This is a genomic window from Pseudomonas sp. PI1, from assembly GCF_000812405.1.
GTDB lineage: Bacteria > Pseudomonadota > Gammaproteobacteria > Pseudomonadales > Pseudomonadaceae > Pseudomonas > Pseudomonas citronellolis.
In genome coordinates this window covers 151,749-174,524 of record NZ_JWMC01000011.1, presented here as the reverse complement: position 1 = coordinate 174,524, position 22,776 = coordinate 151,749, and the positions used below count along the sequence as shown (strand labels likewise).

Annotated in this window: 22 protein-coding genes, 1 pseudogene and 1 riboswitch; of the genes and pseudogenes, 13 read left to right on the top strand and 10 right to left on the bottom strand. The window is 68.9% G+C overall.

The window, feature by feature from the left end:
* Window positions 1-107 precede the first annotated feature (107 nt).
* The 5 genes from RN02_RS04890 to RN02_RS04870 form a co-directional block, all read right to left on the bottom strand.
* The gene (locus RN02_RS04890) at window positions 108-734 is read right to left on the bottom strand and encodes a histidine phosphatase family protein (RefSeq protein ID WP_043313347.1); all 627 of its coding nucleotides are present in this window, start codon (window positions 732-734) and stop codon (window positions 108-110) included.
* Window positions 735-754: 20 nt separating this feature from the next.
* The gene (locus RN02_RS04885; RefSeq protein WP_043313345.1) at window positions 755-1,225 is read right to left on the bottom strand and encodes an HAD family hydrolase; all 471 of its coding nucleotides are present in this window, start codon (window positions 1,223-1,225) and stop codon (window positions 755-757) included.
* A gap of 21 nt (window positions 1,226-1,246) precedes the next feature.
* The gene (locus tag RN02_RS04880) at window positions 1,247-1,666 is read right to left on the bottom strand and encodes a universal stress protein (protein ID WP_009622637.1); all 420 of its coding nucleotides are present in this window, start codon (window positions 1,664-1,666) and stop codon (window positions 1,247-1,249) included.
* Entirely contained in the window at window positions 1,663-2,907 is a 1,245-nt protein-coding gene (locus RN02_RS04875) for a cation:proton antiporter (protein WP_043313344.1), read from the bottom strand. Before RN02_RS04875 ends, RN02_RS04880 begins: the two co-directional genes overlap by 4 nt.
* Window positions 2,908-3,043: 136 nt before the next feature.
* A riboswitch (Fluoride riboswitch) is annotated at window positions 3,044-3,105 on the bottom strand.
* 32 nt (window positions 3,106-3,137) lie between these two features.
* Window positions 3,138-3,554, bottom strand: a complete 417-nt coding sequence (locus RN02_RS04870; RefSeq protein WP_009622640.1) for a hypothetical protein — start codon at window positions 3,552-3,554, stop codon at window positions 3,138-3,140.
* Between the two features lie 362 nt (window positions 3,555-3,916).
* Between RN02_RS04870 and RN02_RS04865 the strand changes: the two genes are divergently transcribed.
* The gene (locus RN02_RS04865) at window positions 3,917-4,174 is read left to right on the top strand and encodes a hypothetical protein (protein WP_052267646.1); all 258 of its coding nucleotides are present in this window, start codon (window positions 3,917-3,919) and stop codon (window positions 4,172-4,174) included.
* 51 nt (window positions 4,175-4,225) lie between these two features.
* Here the strand turns inward: RN02_RS04865 and RN02_RS34535 are convergent, their stop codons facing one another.
* Window positions 4,226-4,978 (bottom strand): CatB-related O-acetyltransferase, encoded by a 753-nt coding sequence (locus tag RN02_RS34535; RefSeq protein WP_009622644.1) that lies wholly within the window; start codon window positions 4,976-4,978, stop codon window positions 4,226-4,228.
* A gap of 105 nt (window positions 4,979-5,083) precedes the next feature.
* Complete coding sequence (locus RN02_RS34530) at window positions 5,084-5,827, bottom strand: CatB-related O-acetyltransferase (protein WP_043313343.1); 744 nt, start codon at window positions 5,825-5,827, stop codon at window positions 5,084-5,086.
* 219 nt (window positions 5,828-6,046) lie between these two features.
* On the opposite strand from RN02_RS34530, the gene RN02_RS04850 reads away from it, so the two are divergent.
* The 4 genes from RN02_RS04850 to RN02_RS04835 all read left to right on the top strand — a co-directional run bounded on the left by RN02_RS04850 (window position 6,047) and on the right by RN02_RS04835 (window position 9,671).
* Complete coding sequence (locus RN02_RS04850; protein ID WP_043313342.1) at window positions 6,047-6,310, top strand: hypothetical protein; 264 nt, start codon at window positions 6,047-6,049, stop codon at window positions 6,308-6,310.
* A gap of 165 nt (window positions 6,311-6,475) precedes the next feature.
* Window positions 6,476-6,661 carry a hypothetical protein gene (locus tag RN02_RS04845; protein ID WP_043313341.1) on the top strand — a complete coding sequence of 62 codons (186 nt, stop codon included), beginning with the start codon at window positions 6,476-6,478 and terminating at the stop codon, window positions 6,659-6,661.
* Window positions 6,662-6,812: 151 nt separating this feature from the next.
* Complete coding sequence (locus RN02_RS04840) at window positions 6,813-8,177, top strand: glutamine synthetase family protein (RefSeq protein ID WP_043313339.1); 1,365 nt, start codon at window positions 6,813-6,815, stop codon at window positions 8,175-8,177.
* A gap of 180 nt (window positions 8,178-8,357) precedes the next feature.
* Window positions 8,358-9,671: an NAD(P)/FAD-dependent oxidoreductase gene (locus RN02_RS04835; protein WP_043313338.1), complete on the top strand. Its 1,314-nt coding sequence runs from the start codon at window positions 8,358-8,360 to the stop codon at window positions 9,669-9,671.
* Between the two features lie 499 nt (window positions 9,672-10,170).
* Here RN02_RS04835 and RN02_RS04830 read toward each other — a convergent pair whose 3' ends face one another.
* Together RN02_RS04830 and RN02_RS04825 are read right to left on the bottom strand one after the other, a co-directional pair.
* On the bottom strand, window positions 10,171-11,076 hold the full coding sequence (locus tag RN02_RS04830; RefSeq protein WP_043313336.1) for a CobW family GTP-binding protein: 906 nt from the start codon (window positions 11,074-11,076) through the stop codon (window positions 10,171-10,173).
* Window positions 11,073-12,818: an amidohydrolase gene (locus RN02_RS04825; protein ID WP_043313333.1), complete on the bottom strand. Its 1,746-nt coding sequence runs from the start codon at window positions 12,816-12,818 to the stop codon at window positions 11,073-11,075. The genes RN02_RS04830 and RN02_RS04825 overlap by 4 nt, the downstream gene beginning before the upstream one ends.
* Before the next feature lie 103 nt (window positions 12,819-12,921).
* On the opposite strand from RN02_RS04825, the gene RN02_RS04820 reads away from it, so the two are divergent.
* The 8 genes and pseudogenes from RN02_RS04820 to RN02_RS04785 all read left to right on the top strand — a co-directional run.
* Entirely contained in the window at window positions 12,922-13,965 is a 1,044-nt protein-coding gene (locus tag RN02_RS04820; RefSeq protein WP_009622665.1) for a helix-turn-helix transcriptional regulator, read from the top strand.
* 4 nt (window positions 13,966-13,969) lie between these two features.
* Window positions 13,970-14,899, top strand: a complete 930-nt coding sequence (locus tag RN02_RS04815) for a LysR substrate-binding domain-containing protein (RefSeq protein WP_009622667.1) — start codon at window positions 13,970-13,972, stop codon at window positions 14,897-14,899.
* Window positions 14,900-15,016: 117 nt separating this feature from the next.
* Entirely contained in the window at window positions 15,017-16,102 is a 1,086-nt protein-coding gene (locus tag RN02_RS04810) for an ABC transporter ATP-binding protein (RefSeq protein ID WP_009622668.1), read from the top strand.
* 59 nt (window positions 16,103-16,161) lie between these two features.
* Window positions 16,162-17,277 (top strand): ABC transporter substrate-binding protein, encoded by a 1,116-nt coding sequence (locus RN02_RS04805; RefSeq protein ID WP_043313332.1) that lies wholly within the window; start codon window positions 16,162-16,164, stop codon window positions 17,275-17,277.
* Window positions 17,278-17,286: 9 nt separating this feature from the next.
* Window positions 17,287-18,120 (top strand): ABC transporter permease, encoded by an 834-nt coding sequence (locus RN02_RS04800; protein WP_043313331.1) that lies wholly within the window; start codon window positions 17,287-17,289, stop codon window positions 18,118-18,120.
* Between the two features lie 10 nt (window positions 18,121-18,130).
* Window positions 18,131-18,946 carry an ABC transporter permease gene (locus tag RN02_RS04795; RefSeq protein WP_043313330.1) on the top strand — a complete coding sequence of 272 codons (816 nt, stop codon included), beginning with the start codon at window positions 18,131-18,133 and terminating at the stop codon, window positions 18,944-18,946.
* A 648-nt stretch (window positions 18,947-19,594) separates the two neighbouring features.
* The gene (locus RN02_RS04790) at window positions 19,595-20,920 is read left to right on the top strand and encodes a hypothetical protein (protein ID WP_043313438.1); all 1,326 of its coding nucleotides are present in this window, start codon (window positions 19,595-19,597) and stop codon (window positions 20,918-20,920) included.
* A 205-nt stretch (window positions 20,921-21,125) separates the two neighbouring features.
* Window positions 21,126-21,368: pseudogene (locus tag RN02_RS04785) on the top strand (chemotaxis protein); the annotation flags it as partial.
* Here the strand turns inward: RN02_RS04785 and qhpG are convergent.
* Entirely contained in the window at window positions 21,369-22,676 is a 1,308-nt protein-coding gene (qhpG, locus tag RN02_RS04780) for a flavin-dependent monooxygenase QhpG (protein ID WP_043313326.1), read from the bottom strand. It lies immediately after the preceding pseudogene.
* Between the last annotated feature and the right edge of the window lie 100 nt (window positions 22,677-22,776).

Sequence of the window (22,776 nt, the reverse complement as noted above, 5' to 3'; positions counted from 1 at the left end):
ACCGTTCGCGAGCAAGCTCGCTCCTACGAAAAGTCGTGTTTCCTGGAACCGTAGGAGCGGACTCCGTCGCGATCATCCGTCGTTGAAAACGGCCTCCCCTTCAGCCTTCAGCCTTCAGCCTTCAGCCCAACCAGATGATAGGTCTCATTGATCCGATACAACGTAAACACCTCATCCTCAACGCCAATCTCATTGACGCAACAAGGCTCCTGCTTCAACCGCCAATACCGCGCCAACGGCAACCCCAGCGCCTGCAGCAGCAGAACCCGATTGATGCTGTCATGCCCCACCAACACCAACGTCTGCCCGGCATGACGCCGCAACACCTCACGCAGCACACGGGTACCCCGGGCCAGCACGTCGGCCAGGCTCTCGCCATCGGGGATGGCCGCCAGGTCCGGCGCCTCCAGCCAGGTGCGGTGTTCTTCCGGCCAGCGGGCGCGGACTTCATCGTGGGTCAGGCCCTGCCATTGGCCATAGTCAGTATCCGCCAGGCCCTCCAGAGCCTGGGCCGGGGCGCCGGTGGCCTGGGCGATGGCGGCGCCGGTGTCGATGCAGCGCGACAGCGGGCTGGTGTAGATCGCCACCGGCTGCCAGCTTTCGGCTATGCGCCGCGCCACTGCCTCGGCCTGGCGCCGGCCCAGGGCCGACAGCGGCAGTTCGGCGCGGCCGCGGAAGCGTTCCGGGGCGATCCAGTCCACGTGGCCGTGGCGGGTCAGAATGATCCTGGTCATCGTCCTGCTCCTTCGAAGGTTCAGCAGCGCAGGCTGGCGATGATACGCTGCGGGTGGGTCAGCATATCCAGGGCCGAGAGGATGTCCAGCGCCACCAGGTCCGCCGAGCCGATGGCCACCGAGGACGCGCCCTCCGGGCCGATCACCGCGATGCCCAGGGCCGACTGCTGCAGCATGTAGCGGTCGTTGCTGCCGTTGCCGATGGCCACCACGCCGTGCAGGCCCAGGGTGCGCAGGTAGTCCTCCTTGGAAATGGCCTGGTCCTTCTCCGACAGCACCAGCAGGTTGACGTCCAGCGCCGCCAGTTCCGCCTCGGCGCTGCCGAAGGCGTCGCCGGTGACCACGTGCAGCGCCAGCTTGCGGCCCAGCGCCTCCAGGCGCTGGGCCACCCCGTCGATCATCCGGCCATCCACCGCCAGGGTGCCGTTGTAGTCACAGATCATGTGTTTCAACTGCAAACTCCCCAGCCCGGGAATGTCGATCTGCAGCATGTCGCTTCCTCCCCCGGCCGCTCAGCCGCGGATGACCGTGACCGCGCAGGGCGCGTGGTCGATCACCTGGCGCGCCACCGAGCCCAGCAGCCAGCGCTCGAAGCCCGAGTGGCCACGGTGGCCGATGACGATGTGGTCGATGTGGTGCTCCTCGGCGTAGCGCACGATCTGCTCGGCCGGGCGGCCCACCGAGACGTGGGTGGTCGGCCGTTCCTCGACCGGCAGGCGGCTGTAGCCCAGCAGCTTGAAGGCGTGGTGGAAATGCGCGCGGGAGCGCTCGATCACCGCCTCGGTCTCCACCTCGTCGCCGAACTCCGGCGGCTGCGCCACAGAGAGGATGTGCAGGCCGGCGCCGAAGCGTTCGGCCAGCTCGTTGGCGAAGTTCAGGGCCAGCTCCGCCGCGGTGGAGGCGTCGTAGGCCACCAGGATGCGCTTGATCATGCTTCACCTCCTCTGCGCCGCGTCTGCGGGCGCAAGTCGTCGTGGCGCGCGGGCTCCGCCGGCGGGGCGGCGCCCTCCTCCTCCGCATCGCCCTTGGGCAGCAGGTGCCGGGGCAGGAAGAAGGCGTTGGCGATCAGCGTCGGCACCACGGCGCTGCCGATCACCGCGGCCACCAGCGCCGAATACTGGCCCTGGTCGATCAGCCCGTGGGCCAGGCCGAACAGCGCCGAGATGGTGCCGAAGGTCAGCCCGGTGGACATCAGCAGCGTGGTGTAGGCCCCTTCCCGGCGCGGCGAGCCGTAGACCAGGCAGGTGGGGTACACGCCCACCAGCTTGGTGAGCATCTTCACCAGCAACAGCAGCACGAAGGCCGCGGGCGCGGCGGCCAGGGCCGGCAGCGACACCAGCGAGCCGGCGCGGATGAAGTAGAACGGCGTCAGCAGGCCGAAGGTCAGGGTGCGCAGGCGGCGGATCAGCGCGTGGTCCTTGCCCACGGTGCCGGCCAGCACCATGCCGATCAGGTAGGCCGGCAGCACCGCCTCGCTGCCGGCCCAGGTCGCCGCCGCGCCCAGGCCGAACAGGCAGAGCATGAGGAACTTGGCCTCCAGCTCCGAGGGCCGGCCGCCGAAGCGGCGGAAGAAGCGCGGGGTGAGCCACGGCAGCAACAGCGCGGCCAGGACCAGGGCCCCGGCGAAACCGGCGGTCTTCAGGGTGAAGGGGGCGAAGATCAGCCCCAATGCGATCACCGTGGCCAGGTCGTTGACGAAGCAGGCGGCCAGCACGATCTTGCCGTACTCGCTGGTGTTCAGCCCCAGCTCCAGCATCACCGCGTAGACCACCGCCACCGAGGTGGTGGACATGGCGATGCCGGCCAGCCAACTGGCCTGCGAGTTCCAGCCCAGGCCCCAGCGCGCCAGCGCCGCGCAGCCGAGGAAGGGCACCACGAAGCCGACCAGGCCGATGACCGTGGCCTGCTTCCAGTGCGCGCGGAACACCTTCGGGTCCAGCTCGGCGCCGGCCAGGAAGGTCAGCAGGATGGCCCCGGCGCCGGAGAGGAACTTGATCCAGCTGGCGTCGCCCTGCAGCACCGCCATGCCCAGCAGCGCGCCGATGATCAGCTGGGCGATGGTCCCCACGACGATTTCCGACAATGCCGTGGCGATGCGCAGGAAGATCGACACCAGCGTCGCCAGCAGCGCCAGCCCCAGCCACAGGGCGGCCTGGGCCCAGATCTCAGTCATGGCGGCGGCTCCGCTGAAGCCGGGGGACGGCGCGGAGCGCAAGAGGAAAAGCGGCGGAACGGGATGGGTTGGGCATGTTCGCTGTCCACGGGCAAACCATGGACAGCAGAACAATGCCTACGCCGCCCATGAAGGGTTATGCGTAGGCATCATCAGCCGGGGGGCGGTTAGAGGAGGAATGCCATCTCCTGCCTAACGACATTAGCAAAGCCTTGGGAAAATGCACGCCCCTAGTGGCTGCCGCCCAGCAGGTCGAAGGAGTCGAGCAGGCGCCAGGCGATTTCCGGGGTGCGTTCCAGGCCCCGGCGGATGGCCGCGGGGATGGCCTGGCGAGTCTTGCGGCACAGGCCGGGCTGCGCGGCGATGCGGATGTCGAGACCGCGCATGCTGCGCACCTCGTTGAAGCCGGGGGCGATGCTCAGGCGCAGGCCGAGCTGTTCGTACATGCGCTGCTGCATGTGCTGCAGGTCGGCCAGGTCCTTGAGCTGTTCCAGGCGCTGTACCAGGCGCTGCTCTTCCTGGCGGGTGAGCAGGAGGATGCGGATGTCACCATGGGGCTCGGCCAGCAGCGCCTCGCGCCCGCAATCGCAGGCGCCCGGCGGGCAGGGTTGGCGGAGGGGGAGCTGGCCGTTCATGGCGTCGAGCATAGCGATTCGGCCGGTTCCGCGCCGCTACCCTTCGTGAAAATTCCCACGCTGAAATCGCCTTGAGGTCCTACGAGGGCGCTGGATAGATTCCGCCCTGCCGCAACCTTGTTGTGGTCGGGGGTAGGATCCCGCAGTAAAGGGTGGTGCGTCGTAGCCGTGAGAGCAGTCGGTCCATCGTTGTATGCACTCACGTTCCATGGCGGGCCGTCCGGGGAGGCCTTCGGGCCTGCCGTCTCCTTTGCTGCGGTATCCTACCCCCGTACGGTCCGCCTCCCTTTTCCGGGAGGCGGCTCTTGATCCCGCTCAGGAGCAATGGAACATGCACTATCCGTACTTCGCCCTCCACACCCTGGAGGCGCACCATGACTGACCTGCAACCCGTCACCACCCTCTCGCAACCCCACGACGACGTGCTGTTCGTCGATGCCAGCGCCCCCGCCGAGCATCTGTACGAAGCCGCCGAGCGTCGCCTGATAGCCCTGGAAGACCTGCTCTGCCTGCTGGCGGACTGCCCCGACGAAATGCCGCTGGTACAAGGCCAGGCCCGCCTGGTCTCGGCCCTGCTGCCGATGGCGGCGGAAGCTCGGCAACTCTACCGACTGGCCCAGAGCCGGAGCTGAGCGCCCCTGGGCGCTTGCGTGCGGGGCGGCGCAGCAGTGCCGCCCCGCGCTTCACGAGCTGGCCGGCCCCTCGGACAGCAGGCGGCAGCCCTGGCGGCGGATTTCGATGTTCGGATAGATCGGCGGCCGCGCCTCGCCGCTGGCCCGCAAGGCCTCCACACGCTCCAACGCCTCCTCGATGCGCTGCAACGGCAACGCGGCGATCTGCGCCGGCGCCAGGTCCCACCAGCGGCTGGCCTGCAGGCGCTCGCAGATGTCCGGCGGGAAGCGGTAGCGCACCACCTTGGCCGGCGAGCCGGCGACTATGGCGTAGGGCGGCACGTCACGCGTCACCACGGACATGGCGGCCACCACGGCGCCGTCGTGAATCTTCACCCCGCTCATCACCACTGCGCCCTCGCCGATGAAGGCGTCGTTGCCGATCCAGGTGTCGGCGTCGGTGTCCTCGTAGCGCTGGCGCGGCGTGTCGTAGCGGTCGAACACGCCCGGCTCGTACTGCACCGAGCTGGTGCTCAGCCAGTCCATCGGGTGCGCCCGGGCGGCCAGGCCGATGCGGCAGAGCTGGCCAGTGGAGCTGAAGCGGCCGATGTGCGAAATACGGTGGAAGCTGGTGGCGCGGATGGTGGAAAAGGCGCCGATGTGCATCTCGTCCCGGTAGATCTTGAACTCCGCCTCGCCGATGCTGCCCGGCGCCTCGACCAGCAGGCGCTTGCCGCGCCCCAGGCGGCTGACGCCGCTGCGGAATTCGATGTCGTAGCCTTCCAGCCAGTGCTTCCAGTGACTGTTGCGCCAACGCTTCAACATGGGGTCCGTGATCCTTTGTATGTTTTCCGATACGGACCTCTGACAGGTGGGATGGCTGCAAGGTTCGCTCGAAATGGATCACGCGGCGGCCGTGGTGGCGGCGCCCTACCCTCCGGCCAGCACGCGGCAGCCCTGGCGGCGTATTTCCACCCGGGGGAATAGCGCGTCCTGCGCCTCGCCGCTGGCGCGCAAGGCCTCGATACGCTCCAGGGCGTCCTCGATGCGGTTCATCGGCAGGGCCGCGACCTGTTGCGGCGCCAGGTCCCACCAGCGGCTGGCCTGCAGGCGTTCGCAGATGTCCGGCGCGAAACGGTAGCGCACTATCTTCGCCGGCGAGCCGGCGACAATGGCATAGGGCGGCACGTCGCGGGTCACCACCGACATAGCGGCCACCACGGCGCCATCGTGGACCTTCACCCCGCTCAGCACCGCCGCGCCCTCGCCGATGAAGACGTCGTTGCCGATCCAGGTATCGCTGTCGCCCACGCTTTCGTAGCGCAGCCGCGGCGCGTCGAAACGGTCGAAGAAGCCCGGCTCGTACTGCACGGAGTTGGTGCTCAGCCAGTCCAGCGGGTGGGCCCGCGCGCCGAGGCCGACGCGCGAGTCCTGGCCGGTGGTGACATAGCGGCCGATGTGCGACACGCGGTGGAACAGCGTCTTGCGCAATACGGCAAAGGCGCCGATGTGCAGTTCCTGGTCACGCAGCTTGAAATCGGCCTCGCCGATGCGCGCGGGGGCCTCGACGATCAGGCGCTTACTGCGCCCCAGCTGGCTGACGCCGCTGCGGAACTCGGTATCGTGCCGTTCCAGCCAACGTTTCCAGTAGCTGTCGCGCCAGGTCTTGAACATGAAGGTCGGGCCTTGCCGTTTGTAAGGGGGCCGGCATTTTACTGTACCTGTGCGTACATGGCAGGCCTGCGCCGAAGTTTTCAGCGCGGCGCAACCGGTCAACTGCGAGCGATGCCCTCACGCGAAGAAAGCGCCCCCAGCGCCTACCGCTCGGCCGGCCGCCGCCGCCGACGCCGCCAGCGGCGTAGGCTGGTGCGAGAACAAGAGGAGGATACGAGCATGCGGCACCACAGCCACCCGGATTTCCACCTGCACGAGGCGCGCCGCGCCATGCTGCTGCGCTGGGCGCAGATGGCGCAATGGTTCGGCCTGGTGATGATCCTGCTGACCATCGGCCTGGCGGCCCTGGGCGACAGCCTGGAAGACCCCACCGCCACCAGCATCATCACCCTGTGCGGCGCCTTGGGCCTGGCGGCGCTGATCCCGGCGCGGATGATCCTGGCGCACTACCAGAAGCAGGACGAGCGCGACGGGCAGCCCTAGGCCAGGCGCATACAGGCGGCAGGTACTCAGGCGGGGCTGGCGGCGGCACGGGTCGACCGGGCAGCAATCAGTTTCGATTTCGCTCAAGTGAGTTCAACTAGATTCACATTTAAAGCACCCATCGCCTGTGCGAGTCTGCCGGCATCGTCCCCCACGCAGCCACCCATGCACATTCTGCAACAGCACTTCGTCGCCGCCAGCGCCTCCGCCTCCCAGGCAGAGCCCCTGCGCCTGCCGCGCGAACGCTGCCGCTGGCTGCGCCTGCAACCCCTCTCGCTGCCGCTGGAGCTGGCCTTCTGGGCGCTCTGGCACTGCCGCCACGCGCGTCCACCGGATAGCGCCGCACGCTGACGGGCGCCCCGCGCCCGGCCCTTTGCTGGAACTACGCTGAACGCAGGCGCCCGACGCTGCGCGAGTTGGCGTAGCCATTGCATCGCCTGCCCCGCCGCAGCCCGGCCGCGCAGGCCATCAGCGCGCCCATTGGCGCTATGCGAGAACACCAATGAAATTCGCCCCCGTGCAAGAGGCCCAGGCCTTCCTGGCCGCCAATCCCGACATCGAGATGGTCGAGCTGTTCATCCTCGACGCCAACGGCGTGCCCCGCGGCAAGCTGCTGCACCGCGAGGAACTGCTGGCGGTCTACGAGTCCGGCCGGCCCTTGCCGAGCACCATTCTCGGCCTGACGCTGCATGGCGAGGACGTGGAGGATTCCGGGCTGGTGTGGGAGGTCGGCGACATCGACTGCCGCGCCTACCCGCTGGCCGGCAGCCTGGTGCGCCTGCCCTGGCGGCAGATTCCCACGGCCGCGGTGCAAGTCAGCATGCACCCGGTCGAAGGCAAGCCGGCGGACATCGCCGACCCGCGCCACGTACTGGTCAAGGTGATCGACGAACTCAAGGCCGCCGGCTACCACCCGGTGATGGCCTGCGAGCTGGAGTTCTACCTGCTGGACGCCAAGCGCGACGCCAACGGCCGCCCGCAGCCGGCGCTGGACGCCGACGGCGGCCGGCCGCGCTCCACCCAGGTCTACGGCCTGCGCGAGCTGGAGCAGATCGAGCCCTTCCTCGCCGACCTCTATGCCGCCTGCAAGGCCCAGGGCATCCCGGCGCGCACCGCCATCTCCGAATACGCCCCGGGCCAGGTGGAGATCACCCTGGAGCACGGCGACGCCCTCACCGCCATGGACCAGGCCGTGCGTTACAAGCGCCTGGTCAAGGGTGTGGCACACAAGCATGGGATGCAGGCCTGCTTCATGGCCAAGCCGTTCGACGACCTGGCCGGCACCGGCATGCACATGCATGTGTCGCTGGCCGATGCCGCCGGGGCGAACCTGTTCGCCAGCGCAGAGCCGGCCGGCACGCCGCTGCTGCGCCAGGCGGTGGGCGGCATGCTCGCCAGCCTGCTCGACTCGCTGCTGCTGTTCTGCCCCAACGCCAACTCCTATCGGCGCTTCCAGGCCAACAGCTACGCGCCGCTGGCGCCGACCTGGGGCGTCGACAACCGCACCGTCAGCCTGCGCGTGCCGGGCGGGCCGGCGCACACCCGGCACATCGAGCACCGCATCTGTGGGGCCGATGCCAATCCCTATCTGGCGGCGGCGGCGATTCTTGCCGGCATTCACCGTGGCATCCGCGAAGCCATCGACCCGGGCGCGCCCGTCGAGGGCAACGGCTATGCCCAGGCCAAGGAACTGCTGCCCACCGACTGGCTGACCTCGCTGCGCGCGCTGGAGCGGTCGAGCTGGGCGCGGGATGCGCTGGGGCGGGAGTTCCTGGGCGTGTACCTGAAGGTGAAGCAGGCGGAGTACCGGCAGTTCATGGGTGAGGTCGGGGAGCAGGATTGGCGGTGGTATCTGCATCAGGCTTGAGGCCTAAGAGCCCCTCTCCCCAGCCCTCTCCCGCAAGCGGGAGAGGGGGCAGTCCGGCGTAACGCTGAACAACGGCGCAACCGGCTGAAACCGAATCAAAAGCCCGCTCCGATCCAGTCCCCTCGCCCTTCAGGGAGAGGGCTAGGGAGAGGGAAACCAGACAACAGGAAAAACACAAGAATGAACGCCGCACTGAAACCCGCCAAAGCCGCCCCCGAGCGCGCCCCTTCCTATTATTCCGCCAGCCTCAACACGGAAACCGACTACCCCACCCTGCAAGGCGAAGTGAACGTCGACATCGCCATCATCGGCGGCGGCTTCACCGGTGTGACCACCGCCGTGGAGCTGGCCGAGCGCGGCTACAAGGTGGCCATCGTCGAGACCAACAAGGTCGGCTGGGGCGCCAGCGGGCGCAACGGCGGCCAGGTCACCGGCAGCCTGTCCGGCGACTCGGCCATGCGCAAGCAGATGCAGCAGTGGCTGGGCAACGACGTCGACGACTTCATCTGGCACCTGCGCTGGCGCGGCCACGAGATCATCAAGAGCCGCGTGGCGAAATACGGCATCGCCTGCGACCTCAAGTTCGGCCACCTGCACGCGGCCATGAAGCCGTCGCACATGGCCGAGCTGGAAGCCTCCTACGAAGAAGCCGTGCGCCGCGGCATGGGCGCCGAGGTCAACCTGCTCGACGCCGCCGGCGTGCGCCAGCACCTGGAAAGCGACCTGTACTGCGGCGCCATCAAGAATATGCGCAACATGCACCTGCACCCGCTCAACCTGTGCATCGGCGAGGCCAAGGCCCTGGAGAGCCTGGGCGGGCTGATCTTCGAGCACTCCGAGGTGCTGGACATCGTCCACGGCCCGCGGCCGGCGGTGGTCACCACCGGCGGGCGGATCAACGCCGCCCAGGTGCTGCTGGCCGGCGACGTCTACCACAAGCTGGAGCGCAAGCAGCTCAAGGGCATGATCTTCCCGGCCATGGGCGGCATCGTCACCACCAAGCCGCTGGGCGCGCTGGCCAAGCGCATCAACCCGCAGGACCTGGCCGTCTACGACTGCCGCTTCGTCCTCGACTACTACCGCCTGACCGCCGACGGGCGCCTGCTGTTCGGCGGCGGCGCCAACTACTCTGGCCGCGACTCGCGGGACATCGCCGGCGAACTGCGCCCCTGCATCGAACGCACCTTCCCGGCGCTCAAGGGCGTGGAGATCGAGTTCCAGTGGAGCTGCGCCATGGGCATCGTGATGAACCGCATCCCACAGCTGGGCAAGCTCTCGGACAACGTCTGGTACTGCCAGGGCTACTCCGGCCACGGCGTGGCCACCACCCACATCATGGGCGAGATCATGGCCACGGCCATGAGCGGCGACCTGGAGCAATTCGACACCTTCGCCCAGTGCAAGCACGTGAAAGTGCCCCTGGGCGACGTGTTCGGCAACCCGATGCTGGCGGCGGGGATGTGGTACTACCAGCTGCTGGAGAAATTCCGCTGAGCTTCGTGGCTCCTGTAGGACCTTGTCCGCGATAGCCGGAACCTCCGGCGCGATTCGCGGATAAGATCCGCGCTGCCCCACCCACAGTCGTCCCCATGTAGGAGCGCGCCCTGCGCGCGATATCGCGGGCAGGGCCCGCTCCTACAGGTTGCCGGGAGGCACGGTATTCCTCCCCCCGTAGCGGACCTTGTCCGCGATGGCCGGAACCTCCGGCGCGATTCGCGGATGAGATCCGCTCTTACGCTGCCCCACCCACGCCATTCCCATGTAGGAGCGCGCCCTGCGCGCGAATCGCGGGCAGGGCCCGCTCCTACAGGTTGCCGGGAGGCACGGTATTCCTCCCCCCGTAGGAGCGGACCTTGTCCGCGATGGCCGGAACCTCCGGCGCGATTCGCGGATGGGATCCGCTCCTACGCTGCCCCACCCACGCCATTCCATGTAGGAGCGCGCCCTGCGCGTGATATCGCGGGCAGGGCCCGCTCCTACGAAGAGCCTCGCGTCAGGCGGCCAGGCACTGTTCCAGGCTGGCCTCCAGACGCTCGCGCAGTCCGGCAGCGGCGCTGGCGATGAAGACCAGGCAGTTGTCGCCCTCCTGCGCCTGCGCCGCCAGGAACTGGCTGCGCCCGCCGACGTATTGCAGCCACAGCGGCTGTTCGCGGCCGCTGACCTGTACGCGGCCCTTGAGGCGGAACAGGCCTTCCGGCAGCTGGTCGAGCCAGGCGCGCAGGCGCTGGGGGTCGAGCTGGCCGGCGTGGCGCCAGGTCCAGCTGTCGAACAGCCGGCTGTGATCGACACCCAGCGGCGCCAGGCGTTGCGCGCGCTCCGGGCGTTCGCCGTAGAGCAGCTCGTCGGGTATTTCCGCCTGCACCGTCTGCAGCATCCGCCGCGGCTCGCCGAAGCGCTGGCGCAGGGCCTGCAGTTGTTCCGGCGTCGCTATGTCGGCCTTGTTCAGCAGCAGCAGGTCGGCCGCGGCCGCCTGGCGCCTTTCCAGTTGCGCGTATTCGCCTTCCAGCGGCTGGCTGCGGGCCGCGTCCACCAGGGTGATGAGCGCGTCCAGGTGCATGTGCCTGAGCAGCTGCGGGTAGCCCAGGGCCTGGATGATCGGTTGCGGGTCGGCCACGCCGCTGCATTCGATGACGATGCGCTCCACCGCCGGCTGCATCGCGGCCAGGCGGCCGAGCTGGGCCAGCAGGTCGTCCTGCATGGTGCAGCACAGGCAGCCGTTCTGCAGGGCGTACACCGCGTCGCTCTGCTCGGCGATCATCTCGGCGTCCACGTTCAGTTCGCCGAAGTCGTTGACGATCAGCGCCAGGCGCTGCCCGGCGCACTGCTGCACCAGGCGGCGCAGCAGGGTGGTCTTGCCGGCGCCGAGGAAGCCGGCGACCACGGTCACCGGGATGCTCATCGGTCGTCCCTCATGATCTGCGGCACTTCGCCCTGCCACACCGCCTGCAGCGGGCCGCTGAACACGCCCTGGCGGTCGTAGACCGGGCGGCCCTCGACGAAGGTCTGCTCGACCTGGGTGCGGTGGATGTAGCCGCGCGGCGGCTGGGCGAAGAGGTCGCGGTCCAGCACGATGAAGTCCGCCGACTTGCCGGCCTCGATGCTGCCGGTCAGGTGCTCCAGGCCCATGGCGTGGGCGCCGTTCAGCGTCACCACCTGCAGCGCCTGCTCCAGGCCGATGGGCTCGCCGAAGCAGGCCGGGTCGTCGTTCCAGGGGTTCTGCCGGGTGATCATGGTTTCCAGGGCCAGCCAGGGGTCGATGGAGGCCACCGGCCAGTCGGTGCCCATCACCGCGATGCCGCCGGCGGCGAGCACGCCCTTGTAGTCGTAGATGCGCTTCAGGCGCTCGGCGCCGTAGCCGGAGCGCGCGCCGCTGGCGAAGGGCGTGGGGTACCAGGCCGCCGGGGAGAATTCGGCTATCACTTCCAGCTCGCGGAAGCGCCTGAGGTTGCCCGGGTGCAGGATGGTGCTGTGCGCGCACTGGTGGCGGATGCCGCTGAAGCCGTTGCGCCGGCGCGCCTCGGCCACCGCGTCGAGGAACACGTCGGAGGCGCCGTCGCCGGTGCAGTGGGCGATCACGCGGATGCCGCGGCGGTCCATGTCCACCACCATGTCGGTGATGTGCTCGGGGGTCAGGTTGAGCTTGCCGCGCCAGCTGTCCTCGCCCGGCCAGGGGCTGATGAGGAACGACGAGCGCGGCTCCACGGTGCCGTCGAAGTGGAACTTCACGGCGTTGGCCGACAGCCGCGCGCTGTGGTAGTAGTGGCGCTCGCCGCTGAGCAGTTCCCAGCGCCGGCGCACCGGGAAGATGTCGTCCTGCCAGCTGATGGCCGCTTCCACGCGCAGGGTCAGCTGGCCGGCGTCGTCCAGTTCCTTGAGTGCCTGCAGGCGGCGTTCACAGACGTGCACGTACTTGCTGGCGGTGACGCCGCGGGCGCTCTGGAAGTGCACGCCATCGCGGTAGGCGCGGCGCAGCACCTCGATGGGTGTGGGCGGCATGGCGGCGTGGATCAGCGCGTAGGCGCCGTCGATCAGCAGGCCGTTGGGCTCGCCGGTCAGTTCGTCGCGCTCCAGGTAGCCGTTGCGCGGGTCGGGCGTGGCGGCATCGATGCCGGCCAGTTCGAGGGCGCGGGAGTTGACCATCATGGTCCCCCACATGCGGTCGAGCAGCGCCACCGGGCGGTCCGGCATGACGCTGTCGAGCCACTCGCGGCCCGGCTTCAGCCCGGCCTCGCGGAAGGTGTAGCGCACCCAGTACTGGCCATAGACCCAGCCATCGCCCGGGTGGCTGTCGGCGTAGGCGCGGATGGCCGCGGCCAGTTGCTCGGGGCTCGGGTCCTCGATGCCCACGTCGAGGTCGTCGGCGTAGCGCGGGGCCAGGGCCAGGTCCGGGTGGGTGTGCATGTCGTGCAGGCCGGGCATACAGAAGGCGCCGCCGAGGTCGTGCTGGCGGGTCTGCGGGCCGACCAGGTGCGCCAGGTCCTCGGCGCGGCCGACGGCGAGGAAGCGGCCGTCGCGGATGGCCACGGCCTCGGCCCAGGGCTGCGCCGGGTCGAGGGTGTAGAAGCGGCCGCTGCGCAGCAGCAGGTCGGCGTGGCGGTTGGCAGGCGAATGGGACGAACGGAATGTATCGGGCGCCGTCATGTCGGTGCTCCCCTTGTTGTTTTGCGCCGAGTATAGGGAGCTGCCAGAAGCCTTTGACTAGCATAAGATGACAACTCGCTAGCCTCAGATAACAAGCACGAGCATGCCCGACCAGCAGTCCGACATCGACTACGCCGCGCGCCAGCTGTACCAGCGCTTCCTCGAGGAATGGCAGGCCCGGCCCCGGCTGCCGCCGCTCGCGCCGCTGCTCGCCGGGCTCGGCGTGCCGGCCGCCGAGGCCGCCGCCAACATGACCTTCGCCCGCTACTACCGCCTGCTGCGCCAGGCCGCCGGGCTGCTCGGCGCCAGCGATTTCTTCCTGCGCCTGGGCCAGCGCTACAACCTGTTCGACCTGGGGGTGATCGGCTACGCGCTGATCAGCGCGGCCAACCTGCGGCGCTCCTGGGACATCTCCCTGGGCCAGCCCTCCAGCCTGCTGCCGCACCCCATCCACGTCACCCGCGAGGAACACGGCGAGCACCTGGTGCTGGCCCTGCAGGCGCCGCCCTACAGCCCCATGGAAACCCAGGCGCTGCTGGAGGAATGGTTCAGCAGCACCTGGCGCTGGCTGTGCCAGCGCCTGCCGGAGCTGGCCGAGTGCGCCGGCATGCAGGTGCGCCTGCCGTTCGCCGCGCCGCCCCACGCCGCGCTCTACGCCGAGCTGTTCCCCGGCCGCAGCGAATTCGCCGCCAGCCGCGCCGAGCTGCGCATCCCGCGGGAATTCCACGAGCGCCCCTTCTCCACTTCCAACCCCTCGGTGCTGCGCCTGTGCCAGGCCCAGGGCGCGGCCACCCTGGCCAGCTTCGAGAGCGGCGAGGCCCTGCCCGACGACCTGCGCTTCTACCTGCTGCAGAACGCCCGGGTGCCACTGCCGGACCTGGAGCAGGCCGCCGCGCACTTCCGCCTGCCGCCGCACACCCTGCAGCGGCGCCTGCGCGCCCATGGGCTGACCTTCAAGGGCGTGGTCTACGAGGTGCGCATGGCCCTGGCCGAGCGCTACCTGCTGGCCAGCCGCATGAGCCTGCAGGAGATCGCCTTCCTGCTCGGCTACGAACACGTCACCAGTTTCCACCGCGCCTTCCTGCGCCACGCCGGGACCACCCCGGAAGGCTTCCGCCAGCGGCGCGCCCGCACTAATCAGGAGTGAGCCCATGCGCTTCCCTTCGATGACCGCCCTGCGCGTGCTCGACGCCGTCGCCCGCCTGGGCAGCCTGTCCGCCGCCGCCAGCGAGCTGAGCCTTACCCGCAGCGCCGTGAGCCACCAGTTGCGCAGCCTGGAGGAATGCCTGGGCACCGCGCTGATCGAGAAATCCGGGCGCGGCATCGTGCTGACCTACCGCGGCGAGTACTTCGCCCGCGAGACCCAGCGCGCCCTGGGCATCCTCAACGAGGCGCGGCGCTTCACCGACGCCCAGGAGATCGCCGGGCGCCTGTGCGTGAGCTGCACCCCGGGCTTCGCCACCTACTGGCTGTGCCACCAGATCGGCAAGTTCCAGCGCGCCCACCCGCAGGTCGAACTGAACCTGGTGTCGCCGCGGATTCCCGACGACGTCAGCAACCGCGACGTCGACCTGTTCATCGCCTACGGCGTGGGCGACTGGCCGGACCTGCGCGTGGAACTGATCGCCACCCTCGACACCTTCCCGGTGTGCAGCCCCTCGCTGCTCAACGCCGCCGGCGGGCTGGACTCGCCTGAGGACCTGGCCAACCTGCCGCTGCTGCACATGGTCGACCACTCCGACTGGCTGCTGTGGGCGGCCGCCGCCGGGGTGCGCGACCTCAACGTGCGCAACGGCATCGTCTTCTCCGACGCGCACCTGGTGCAGTCGGCGGCCATCGCCGGGCAAGGCGTGGCCATGGGCGACGCCCTGGTCAGCGGCGACGCCATGGCCAAGGGGCAGTTGGTGCGGCTGTTCAACGTCTCCATCGAGCCGCCCAACCGCTACTACTTCGTCACCGACGCGGCCAAGAGCGAACGCCCCGACGTGCAGGCCTTCAAGGCCTGGATGAAGGCCGAGCTGCGGCTGTCCGAGCAGTTCCGCAAGGGCAGCCGCGGCGGCGTGATTGGTGAAGGAATTTGAACAATGACGGCGAAAAAACGCGATTGAAGCGCAGGAGGATTTGACAATACTGCGCAAAAGGACGGCTGACCGCTGGGTCGCCGCGCCACAGAACAAGAATAAGACGAGGTGAATGCAGTGGAGCGACAGCCCCAACTTCGTGCCATCGACATCGGCAAGCGCTACGGCGATTTCCGCGCCCTGAGCGATGTGTCCATCGATATCCAGCAGGGCGAGTTCCTTACCCTCCTCGGCCCCTCCGGCTCCGGCAAGACCACCTTCCTGATGATCCTCGCCGGCTTCCAGGACCCGTCCAGCGGGCGCCTCGAAGCCCTCGGCCAGGACATCACCCGGCGCCCGGCGGAGAAGCGCAACTTCGGCATGGTGTTCCAGGGCTACGCGCTGTTCCCGCACATGAGCATCGACGACAACGTCGCCTTCCCGCTGAAAATCCGTGGCGTCAAAGCCGAGGAACGCAACCGCCGGGTGCGCCACATGCTCGAAGTGGTGGGCCTGGGCGAGCACCGCGGCAAGCGCCCCGGCGAGCTCTCCGGCGGCCAGCAGCAGCGCGTGGCCATCGCCCGCGCGCTGGTGTTCGAGCCGGACCTGCTGCTGCTCGACGAACCCCTCTCGGCGCTGGACAAGAACCTGCGCGAACAGCTGCAGGCCGAACTGCAGCGCATCCACCGCCAGGTCGGCACCACTTTCGTGTTCGTCACCCACGACCAGAACGAGGCCCTGGCGCTGTCCACCCGCATCGCCATCTTCAACCGCGGCCAGGTGGCGCAGATCGACACCCCGCAGGCCATCTACAACCAGCCCGCCAACCGCTTCGTCGCCGAGTTCCTCGGCAAGATGAACCTGTTCCCGCTGAGCCAGGTGGGCCGCGCCGGCGCCCTCGCCTGCGGGCGTTTCGGCGACGCCCAGCTGCACGCCGAACCCTCCGCCGCCCTGGACGCCGCCGCGCCGCTGCTGGCGGTGCGCCCCGAGCACATGCAGTTGCACAGCGCGCCGCCGCAGGTGGAAGGCCACAACGTGGTGCAGGCGGTGCTCACCGCCAAGACCTACCAGGGCGCCAGCACCGAACTGGGCCTGGCCACCGCTGCCGAGGGCGCGCTGCCCATGAGCCTGGCGGTGCACGCCGAGCACCAGGCCGCACGCCTGGACCAGGGCGCCCGCGTGTGGCTGAGCTGGCCGATCGAGAAGAGCCTGCTGCTCGCCTGATTCCCGGGGCGCCCGCGCGCCCTCCCCCTTTTCGCCATCCCCGCCTGGGAGCTGCATTCATGTTCAACCCGCATCAGCAAGACTGCATCGAAGTCCTCATGGAAAAGGCCCGCCGCGGGCAGATCGACCGCCGCACCTTCCTCAAGGGCATGGGCCTGCTGGCCGCCCTGCCCCTGGCCCTGCGCAGCGGCGTCAGCTTCGCCGCCGGCGACAAGCCGCTGGTGGTGGTGAACTGGGGCGGCGACGCCATCAAGGCGTTCGGCAAGGCCTGGACCGAGGGCTTTTCCAAGAGCACCGGCATCCCGGTGAAGATCGACGGCAGCGGCCCCACCGAGGGCGCCATCCGCACCCAGATGAGCAGCGGCCGGGTGAGCTGGGACGTGGTCGACGCGGAAAGCTCCATCCTGCAGAACCTGGGCAAGGAAAACCTGGTGGAGCCGATCGACTACGGCATCGTCTCCAGGGACAAGGTGCTGCCCGGCTTCGCCTACGAATACGGCATCGCCGACTACATGCTCAGCTACGTGATCGCCTACGACAGCAAGCGCTTCGGCGACAAGGCGCCGAAGACCTGGAAGGACTTCTGGGACGTGCAGGCCTTCCCCGGCAAGCGCACCCTGTACAAGTGGATGAACGGCATGCTGGAGGCCGCGCTGCTGGCCGACGGCGTCGAGCCGGACAAGCTCTACCCGCTGGACGTGCCGCGCGCGCTGAAGAAGCTCGACGAGCTCAAGCCGCACATCCTGGCCTTCTGGGGCTCGGGCGCCGAGACCCAGCAGTTGCTGATCGAGGGCGAGGTGAGCATGGGCGCCATCTGGAACACCCGCGCCCAGGTCATCACCGAGGACAGCGAGGGCCGCATCAAATGGACCTTCGACAACGCCCTGCTGGGCTGCAGCAACTGGGGCGTGCTCAAGGGCAACCCGGCGGGCAAGGATGCGGCCATGCGCTTCATCGCCTACGCCCAGGACCCGCAATCCCAGGTGGAGCTGTTCAAGCTGTTCGGCAACGGCCCGGCCAACCCGGCGGCCGCCTCGCTGATCCCGGCCGACCGCAGGCCCCTGAACTGCACCGACCCGGACAACCTGCCCAAGCAGATCATGCTCAGCCACGAGTGGTACACCGACCACTACGCGGTGGCCCTGGAGCAGTACCTGACCCACGTTTCCAAGTGAGGTGAGCCCATGGCGGAGAATCCCTCGCGGCTGAAGCTGGCCCTGCTGCTGGCGCCGCTGCCGCTGGTGCTGCTGCTGTTCTACGTGCTGCCCTTCGCCGGGGTGGTGGGCTGGAGCTTCAGCCTGCCCACCCCGGGCATCGAGCAGTACCAGCGCATCGCCAGCGACCCGGCGATCCACGACGTGCTCTGGCGTACCTTCCGCCTGTGCACCACGGTGAGCGTGGTGTCGCTGCTGATCGCCTACCTGATGGCCTACTGCTGGGTGTACAGCCCGCCGTTCTGGCAGCGCATGGTGGAAATCTGCGTGTTCATCCCCTTCTGGCTGTCGGTGCTGGTGCGCGCCTTCGGCTGGCTGATCGCCCTGCGCAGCAACGGCCTGCTCAACGGCTGGCTGCAGGCGCTGGGCATCATCAGCGAGCCCCTGCAGCTGACGCGCAACGAGCTGGGGGTGGTGATCGGCATGGTCCACTTCATGGTGCCCTTCGCGCTGTTCCCGCTGGTGTCGACCATGCGCCGCCTCGACCCGCGCGTGCTGCTGGCCGCCCGCGGCCTGGGCGCCGGGCAGCTGCGCACCTTCTGGAGCATCTTCGTGCCGCAGACCATCCCCGGCATCCTCGGCGCCTTCATCATCGTCTTCGTGTTCTGCCTGGGCTTCTTCATCACCCCGGCGATCCTCGGCGGCGGGCAGACGGTGATGGTGGCCGAGTACGTCTACCTGCAGATGTTCCAGACCAGCAACTGGGGCCTGGGCGCGGCGCTCTCGGTGGTGCTGCTGGCGCTGGTGGCGGGGCTGATCTGGGCGCTGCTGCGCATGACCCGCGTCGACAAGCTGGTGGGATGAGGAAAGCCGAATGAACGCACACGAAAGCCGCGCGCCGAGCCGCCTGCTCGCCGCCATGGCGATGATCTTCATGCTGTTCCCGCTGCTGGCGGTGATCCCGGTGTCCTTCACCGGCAAGCGCTTCCTGTCGATGCCCGACGGCAACTGGTCGCTGCGCCACTACAAGGCGCTGCTGGACAGCCCCGAGTGGCTCTCGGCGGTGGGCCAGAGCCTGGTGGTGGCCAGCGCCGCCTGCGTGGTCGCCACCGCCCTGGCGGTGAGCTTCGCCCTGGGCATCTGGTACCTGCGCTCGCGCTGGGCGGCGCTGCTGATCGGCCTGGTGCTGCTGCCCATGGCCATCCCGCCGATGATCTCGGCGATGGTGCTGTACTTCATGGAAACCACGGTGAGCAAGCTCGCCCCCGGCCTGGGCTACGACACCCTGTTCGGCCTGACCATCGCGCACATCGTGATGGTGGTGCCCTACGGCGTGGTGACCATGCTGGTGGCCCTGAGCCAACTGGACCGGCGCATCGAACTGGCCGCGCGCAACCTCGGCGCCAGCCTGGCGCAGACCACCTTCCTGGTGGTGCTGCCGAACCTCAAGCTGGGCGTGGCCAGCACGGCGCTGCTGTGCTTCGCACTCTCCTGGGAAGAGATCGCGGTGACGCTGTTCGTCACCAGCACCGAGGTCAACACCCTGCCGCGGCAGATCTGGTCCGGCCTGCGCGACAACATCGACCCGGCGGTGGCGGCCATCTCGGTGCTGCTGATCGCCCTCACCCTCCTCGCCCTGCTCGGCCGCATGCTCGCCGGGCGCGCCGCCGCCAAGCCGGCCGGGCACTGAGCAGCCAAGCCGGCGGCGCTGTCCGGGGGATTGTCGGCGCCCCGGACAGCGCCGCCGGCCTGGTTCACCTACAGGCACCACGGCGCCGCCCGTATGGTAGGAGCAACTGTCTTGCCGGCTGCGCCAAGGCGCTTTTTGTAGGATGGGTTGAGCCTTGGCGAAACCCATGCGGTTGCGCTGATGGGTATCGCTTCGCTCAACACCATCCTACGAAAAGCCGTGCTTCCTGGAACGTAGGACCTTGTCCGCGATAGCCGGGAATTCCGGCGCGGTTCGCGGATGAGATCCGCTCCTACGCTGCGCCACTCACGCCATTCCCATGTAGGAGCGCGCCCTGCGCGCGAATCGCAGGCAGGGCCTGCTCCTACAGGTTTCCGTGAGGCACCCGCCCTGCATCCCGCCACCTGCGCCGAGATGCTTTTCGTAGGATGGGTTGAGCTTGCGAAACCCATGCGGCCATCGGCGATGGGTATCGCTTCGCTCAACCCATCCTACGGGTGTTTCCCCTGCAGCCGGAGCGGGCTCCGTCCGCGATCTGGCAAGCACATCCAAGCACTTGGCAGACAGGCACAAGGCCAGCTGCGCCCATGGCCTTAGCATCCCAGGGAGTTTCGTCCCCTGCCAACAATAACGATACGGATGCACGCCATGACCCGATCCACCGTCCTGCGCCCGACGCTGCTCGCCCTGCTGATCGCGGGCAGCGGCCAGGCCAGCGCCTATTCGCTGTATTCCACCGACGACACCCACCTCAACGCCGACCTCACCGCGGTCTATGCGCTGCTGCACAGCCAGGAGAACTACGCGCAGAGCGGCACCAAGGACAAGGGTTCGTCCTACTGGCAGGAAGGTTTCATCAAGTACGGCCTCAGCGGCGACCAGCGCCTGGGCGGCGCCGGCAGCCTGTATGGCGCCTTCGCCCTGCTCAGCTCGGCGACCTGGGGCGACGGCGACGCCGCCGGCTTCACCGACGGCTCCGAGCGCACCACCAAGATCGAGGACGCCTACCTGGGCTGGCGCTCGGGCACGCTGTTCCCGGTGCTGGGCGAGGACGGCATCGACTTCTCCTTTGGCCGCCAGAACATCGTGGTCGGCGACGGCTTCCTGATCAACGGCGACGCCCTCAACTTCGGCAATGGCCTGGCCGACGGCATGTTCGACCGCGGCGGCGCCTACTACCTGGCCGGCCGCCGCAGCTTCGACGAGACCGCAGTGCTGCGCATCGGCGGCAAGCAGGGTTGGCGCGGCGACATCATGCGCCTGAAGTCCGACAACCCGGCCCAGGCCAAGCCCGAGCTGTACGTCGGCACCCTGGAGCACGTCAGTGACGCCGGCACCCTGGGCCTGACCTACATCGACGTCACCGACATCGACGAGCAGTACGCCTCCCCCGCCCAGCTCGACCGCAAGGACATGAAGACCTACAGCCTGCGCGGCCAGGGCAACGCCGGCGTGGAGAACCTGTTCCTCTCCGGCGAATACGCCTGGCAGGACAAGCGCCACGCCGACGACGAGAACGCCTGGTACCTGGAGGCCGGCTGGACCTTCGCCGACGCCGCCTGGAAGCCCTACGTCAGCTACCGCTTCAGCCGCTTCTCCGAAGGCTTCGACCCGCTGTTCTACGGCTTCAGCCGCGGCTTCGGCACCTGGTTCCAGGGCGAGGTGGCGGGCAACTACTCCGGCCCCTTCAACAGCAACACCCGCGTCCACAACGTCGGCGCCAAGATCCAGCCGACGGAGACCTTCGACGTCGGCCTGCAGTGGTTCCGCTTCGACACCATCGACAAGGACCTGGGCAACCTCGGCGGCCACGAGATCGACCTGTACGCCGACTGGACCGTCAGCCCGCACCTGACCATCACCCCGCTGGTCGGCGTGTACAAGCCGAAGAAGAGCGCCGAGCAAGGCGGCACCCAGATCGGCGGCAACGACGACAACCTCTACACCCAGCTGATCTTCACCAGTACCTTCTAAGCCACAAGCCACGAACCCGCCTCCGCGCCACCGCCGGCCCCCATCCCGGCCGTGGCGCGCCGGCGGGTTTCGCGGTTTCCAGGGAGGCCTCCCCATGCGCAGCATCCACTCCACCCTCCAGGGCCGCATCACCTGGCTCGCCGGCCTGTGCCTGCTGGGCATCGCCGCCACCCTGATCGGCCTGTCGCTGTACCAGGCGCGCCAGGCGATAGACGCGCTGCAGCGCATCACCGGCGCGGTGAACCTGATCAGCGACATGAACCTGCAGATCGCCAGCGCCGCCGAGGAGCAGAGCAGCGTGGCCGAGGAGATCGGCCGCAACATCGGCGCCATCCGCGACGTGACCCAGGCCCTGTCGGACCAGGCCGAGCGCTCGGCGCGCCTGAGCCAGCAGCTGAACCACAGCGCCGAGCAGCAGCACCGCCTGGTGCAGCAGTTCAAGGCCTGATCAGCGCGGGCGGTAGCCCTGGCTCAGCAGCCAGCCCTGGAAGATGCGCCGCTGCTGCTCCGGCAGCGCGGCCAGCACCTGCGCCTGCGGCTCGCTGCGCAGGCGCCGCAGCCAGGGCGCCAGCTCCAGGCCCTGCAGGTGCCAGATGCCCAGGGGCTGGTCGGGGCTGACCACCACCTCGGCCTCGTCCACCAGGCCGTCGCGCAGCACCGGGGCGCGCTCGATGCGCAAGGCGTCGAAGTCCGCCGGGGCGTGACTGGGCACCTCGTCCGGCCAGGCGCGGCGGGCCTGCCAGAAGGGTTGCTCGGCCCATTGTTTTTCTTCGGCGTAGAAGTCGCGACCGACGCGGGCGAAGCGCAGGAACAGCTGCTCCACCCGGCGCTGGTGGAAGCGCTTGGCCAACTCGGCGCGCTGCGGGGCGCGCAACAGCGTGTTGATGACAGCAGGCGCCTGCAACGCCGAGGACAGCGACTGGAAGATGCCGTTGCCGGACAGCGGGTCCACCGCCATGGCCGCATCGCCCACGCGAATCCAGTTCTCGCCGCAGGCCTCCAGGCAGAGGATCGGCGTGCTGCTGCGGGCGTGCAGTTCCAGGTCCTGCTCGGGGTGGCCGCCGAAGAATGCCTGGCTGAGTGCGGAGCGTTGGCGCCGTTCGCGGCAGTAGTCGAGTAGCTGCTCCTTGGGCGGCAGCGCGCTGCTGGCCACGTCCAGGGTCAGCTGCCAGTAGCAGCGCCCGTCGGCCAGCCGCGCCATCCACGCCCAGCCATCGGCCAGGCTCTGCACCGCGCTGGCCACCGGCCCCGGCGCGCCCTGCCAGCGGCTGAGCAGGCTGAGGGTTTCCGGGCCGCGACGGGCCTTGCCGGCCTTCTGGTTCAGCGGCGCCTGGCGACCGCGGGCTTCGACGAGGAAGGGAGTGTGCAGGTGCTGGCCGCTTTCCAGGCGCACGTGGTGGCCCGTGGCGTCGGATTCCACGCCGAGCACGCGGTCTTCCAGCACCTGGATGCCGGCGTCATGCAGGTCCTGGCGCAGGCCCTGGTCGAACAGCGGGCGGTCGAGGATGAATTCGACGTTCTGCGCGCTTTCGCTGCCGTTCCAGTTCACCCGGCGTTGCGAAGGCGGCGCGGTGCAGGCCAGGGCGTGGTTGAGGCCGGCGTGACGCAGGCCGTCGAGGACGCGCTGGGAGACGCCTTCGACGGCGGCGAAGCGGCGCCATTCGCTGATGACGGTGACGGGGTGGCCGAGGCGGTGGAGGCCCATGGCCGTGGCTGCTCCGGCGGGGCCGGAGCCGAGGATCAGGATTGGGGGCATGGGGGTGTTCGCTGGGGAGTTTTGTGTTGGCTGTGAGGCCGCGCCCTCTCCCCAGCCCTCTCCCTGAAGGGAGAGGGGGCCGTTCGGTGCGAGCTTGAAT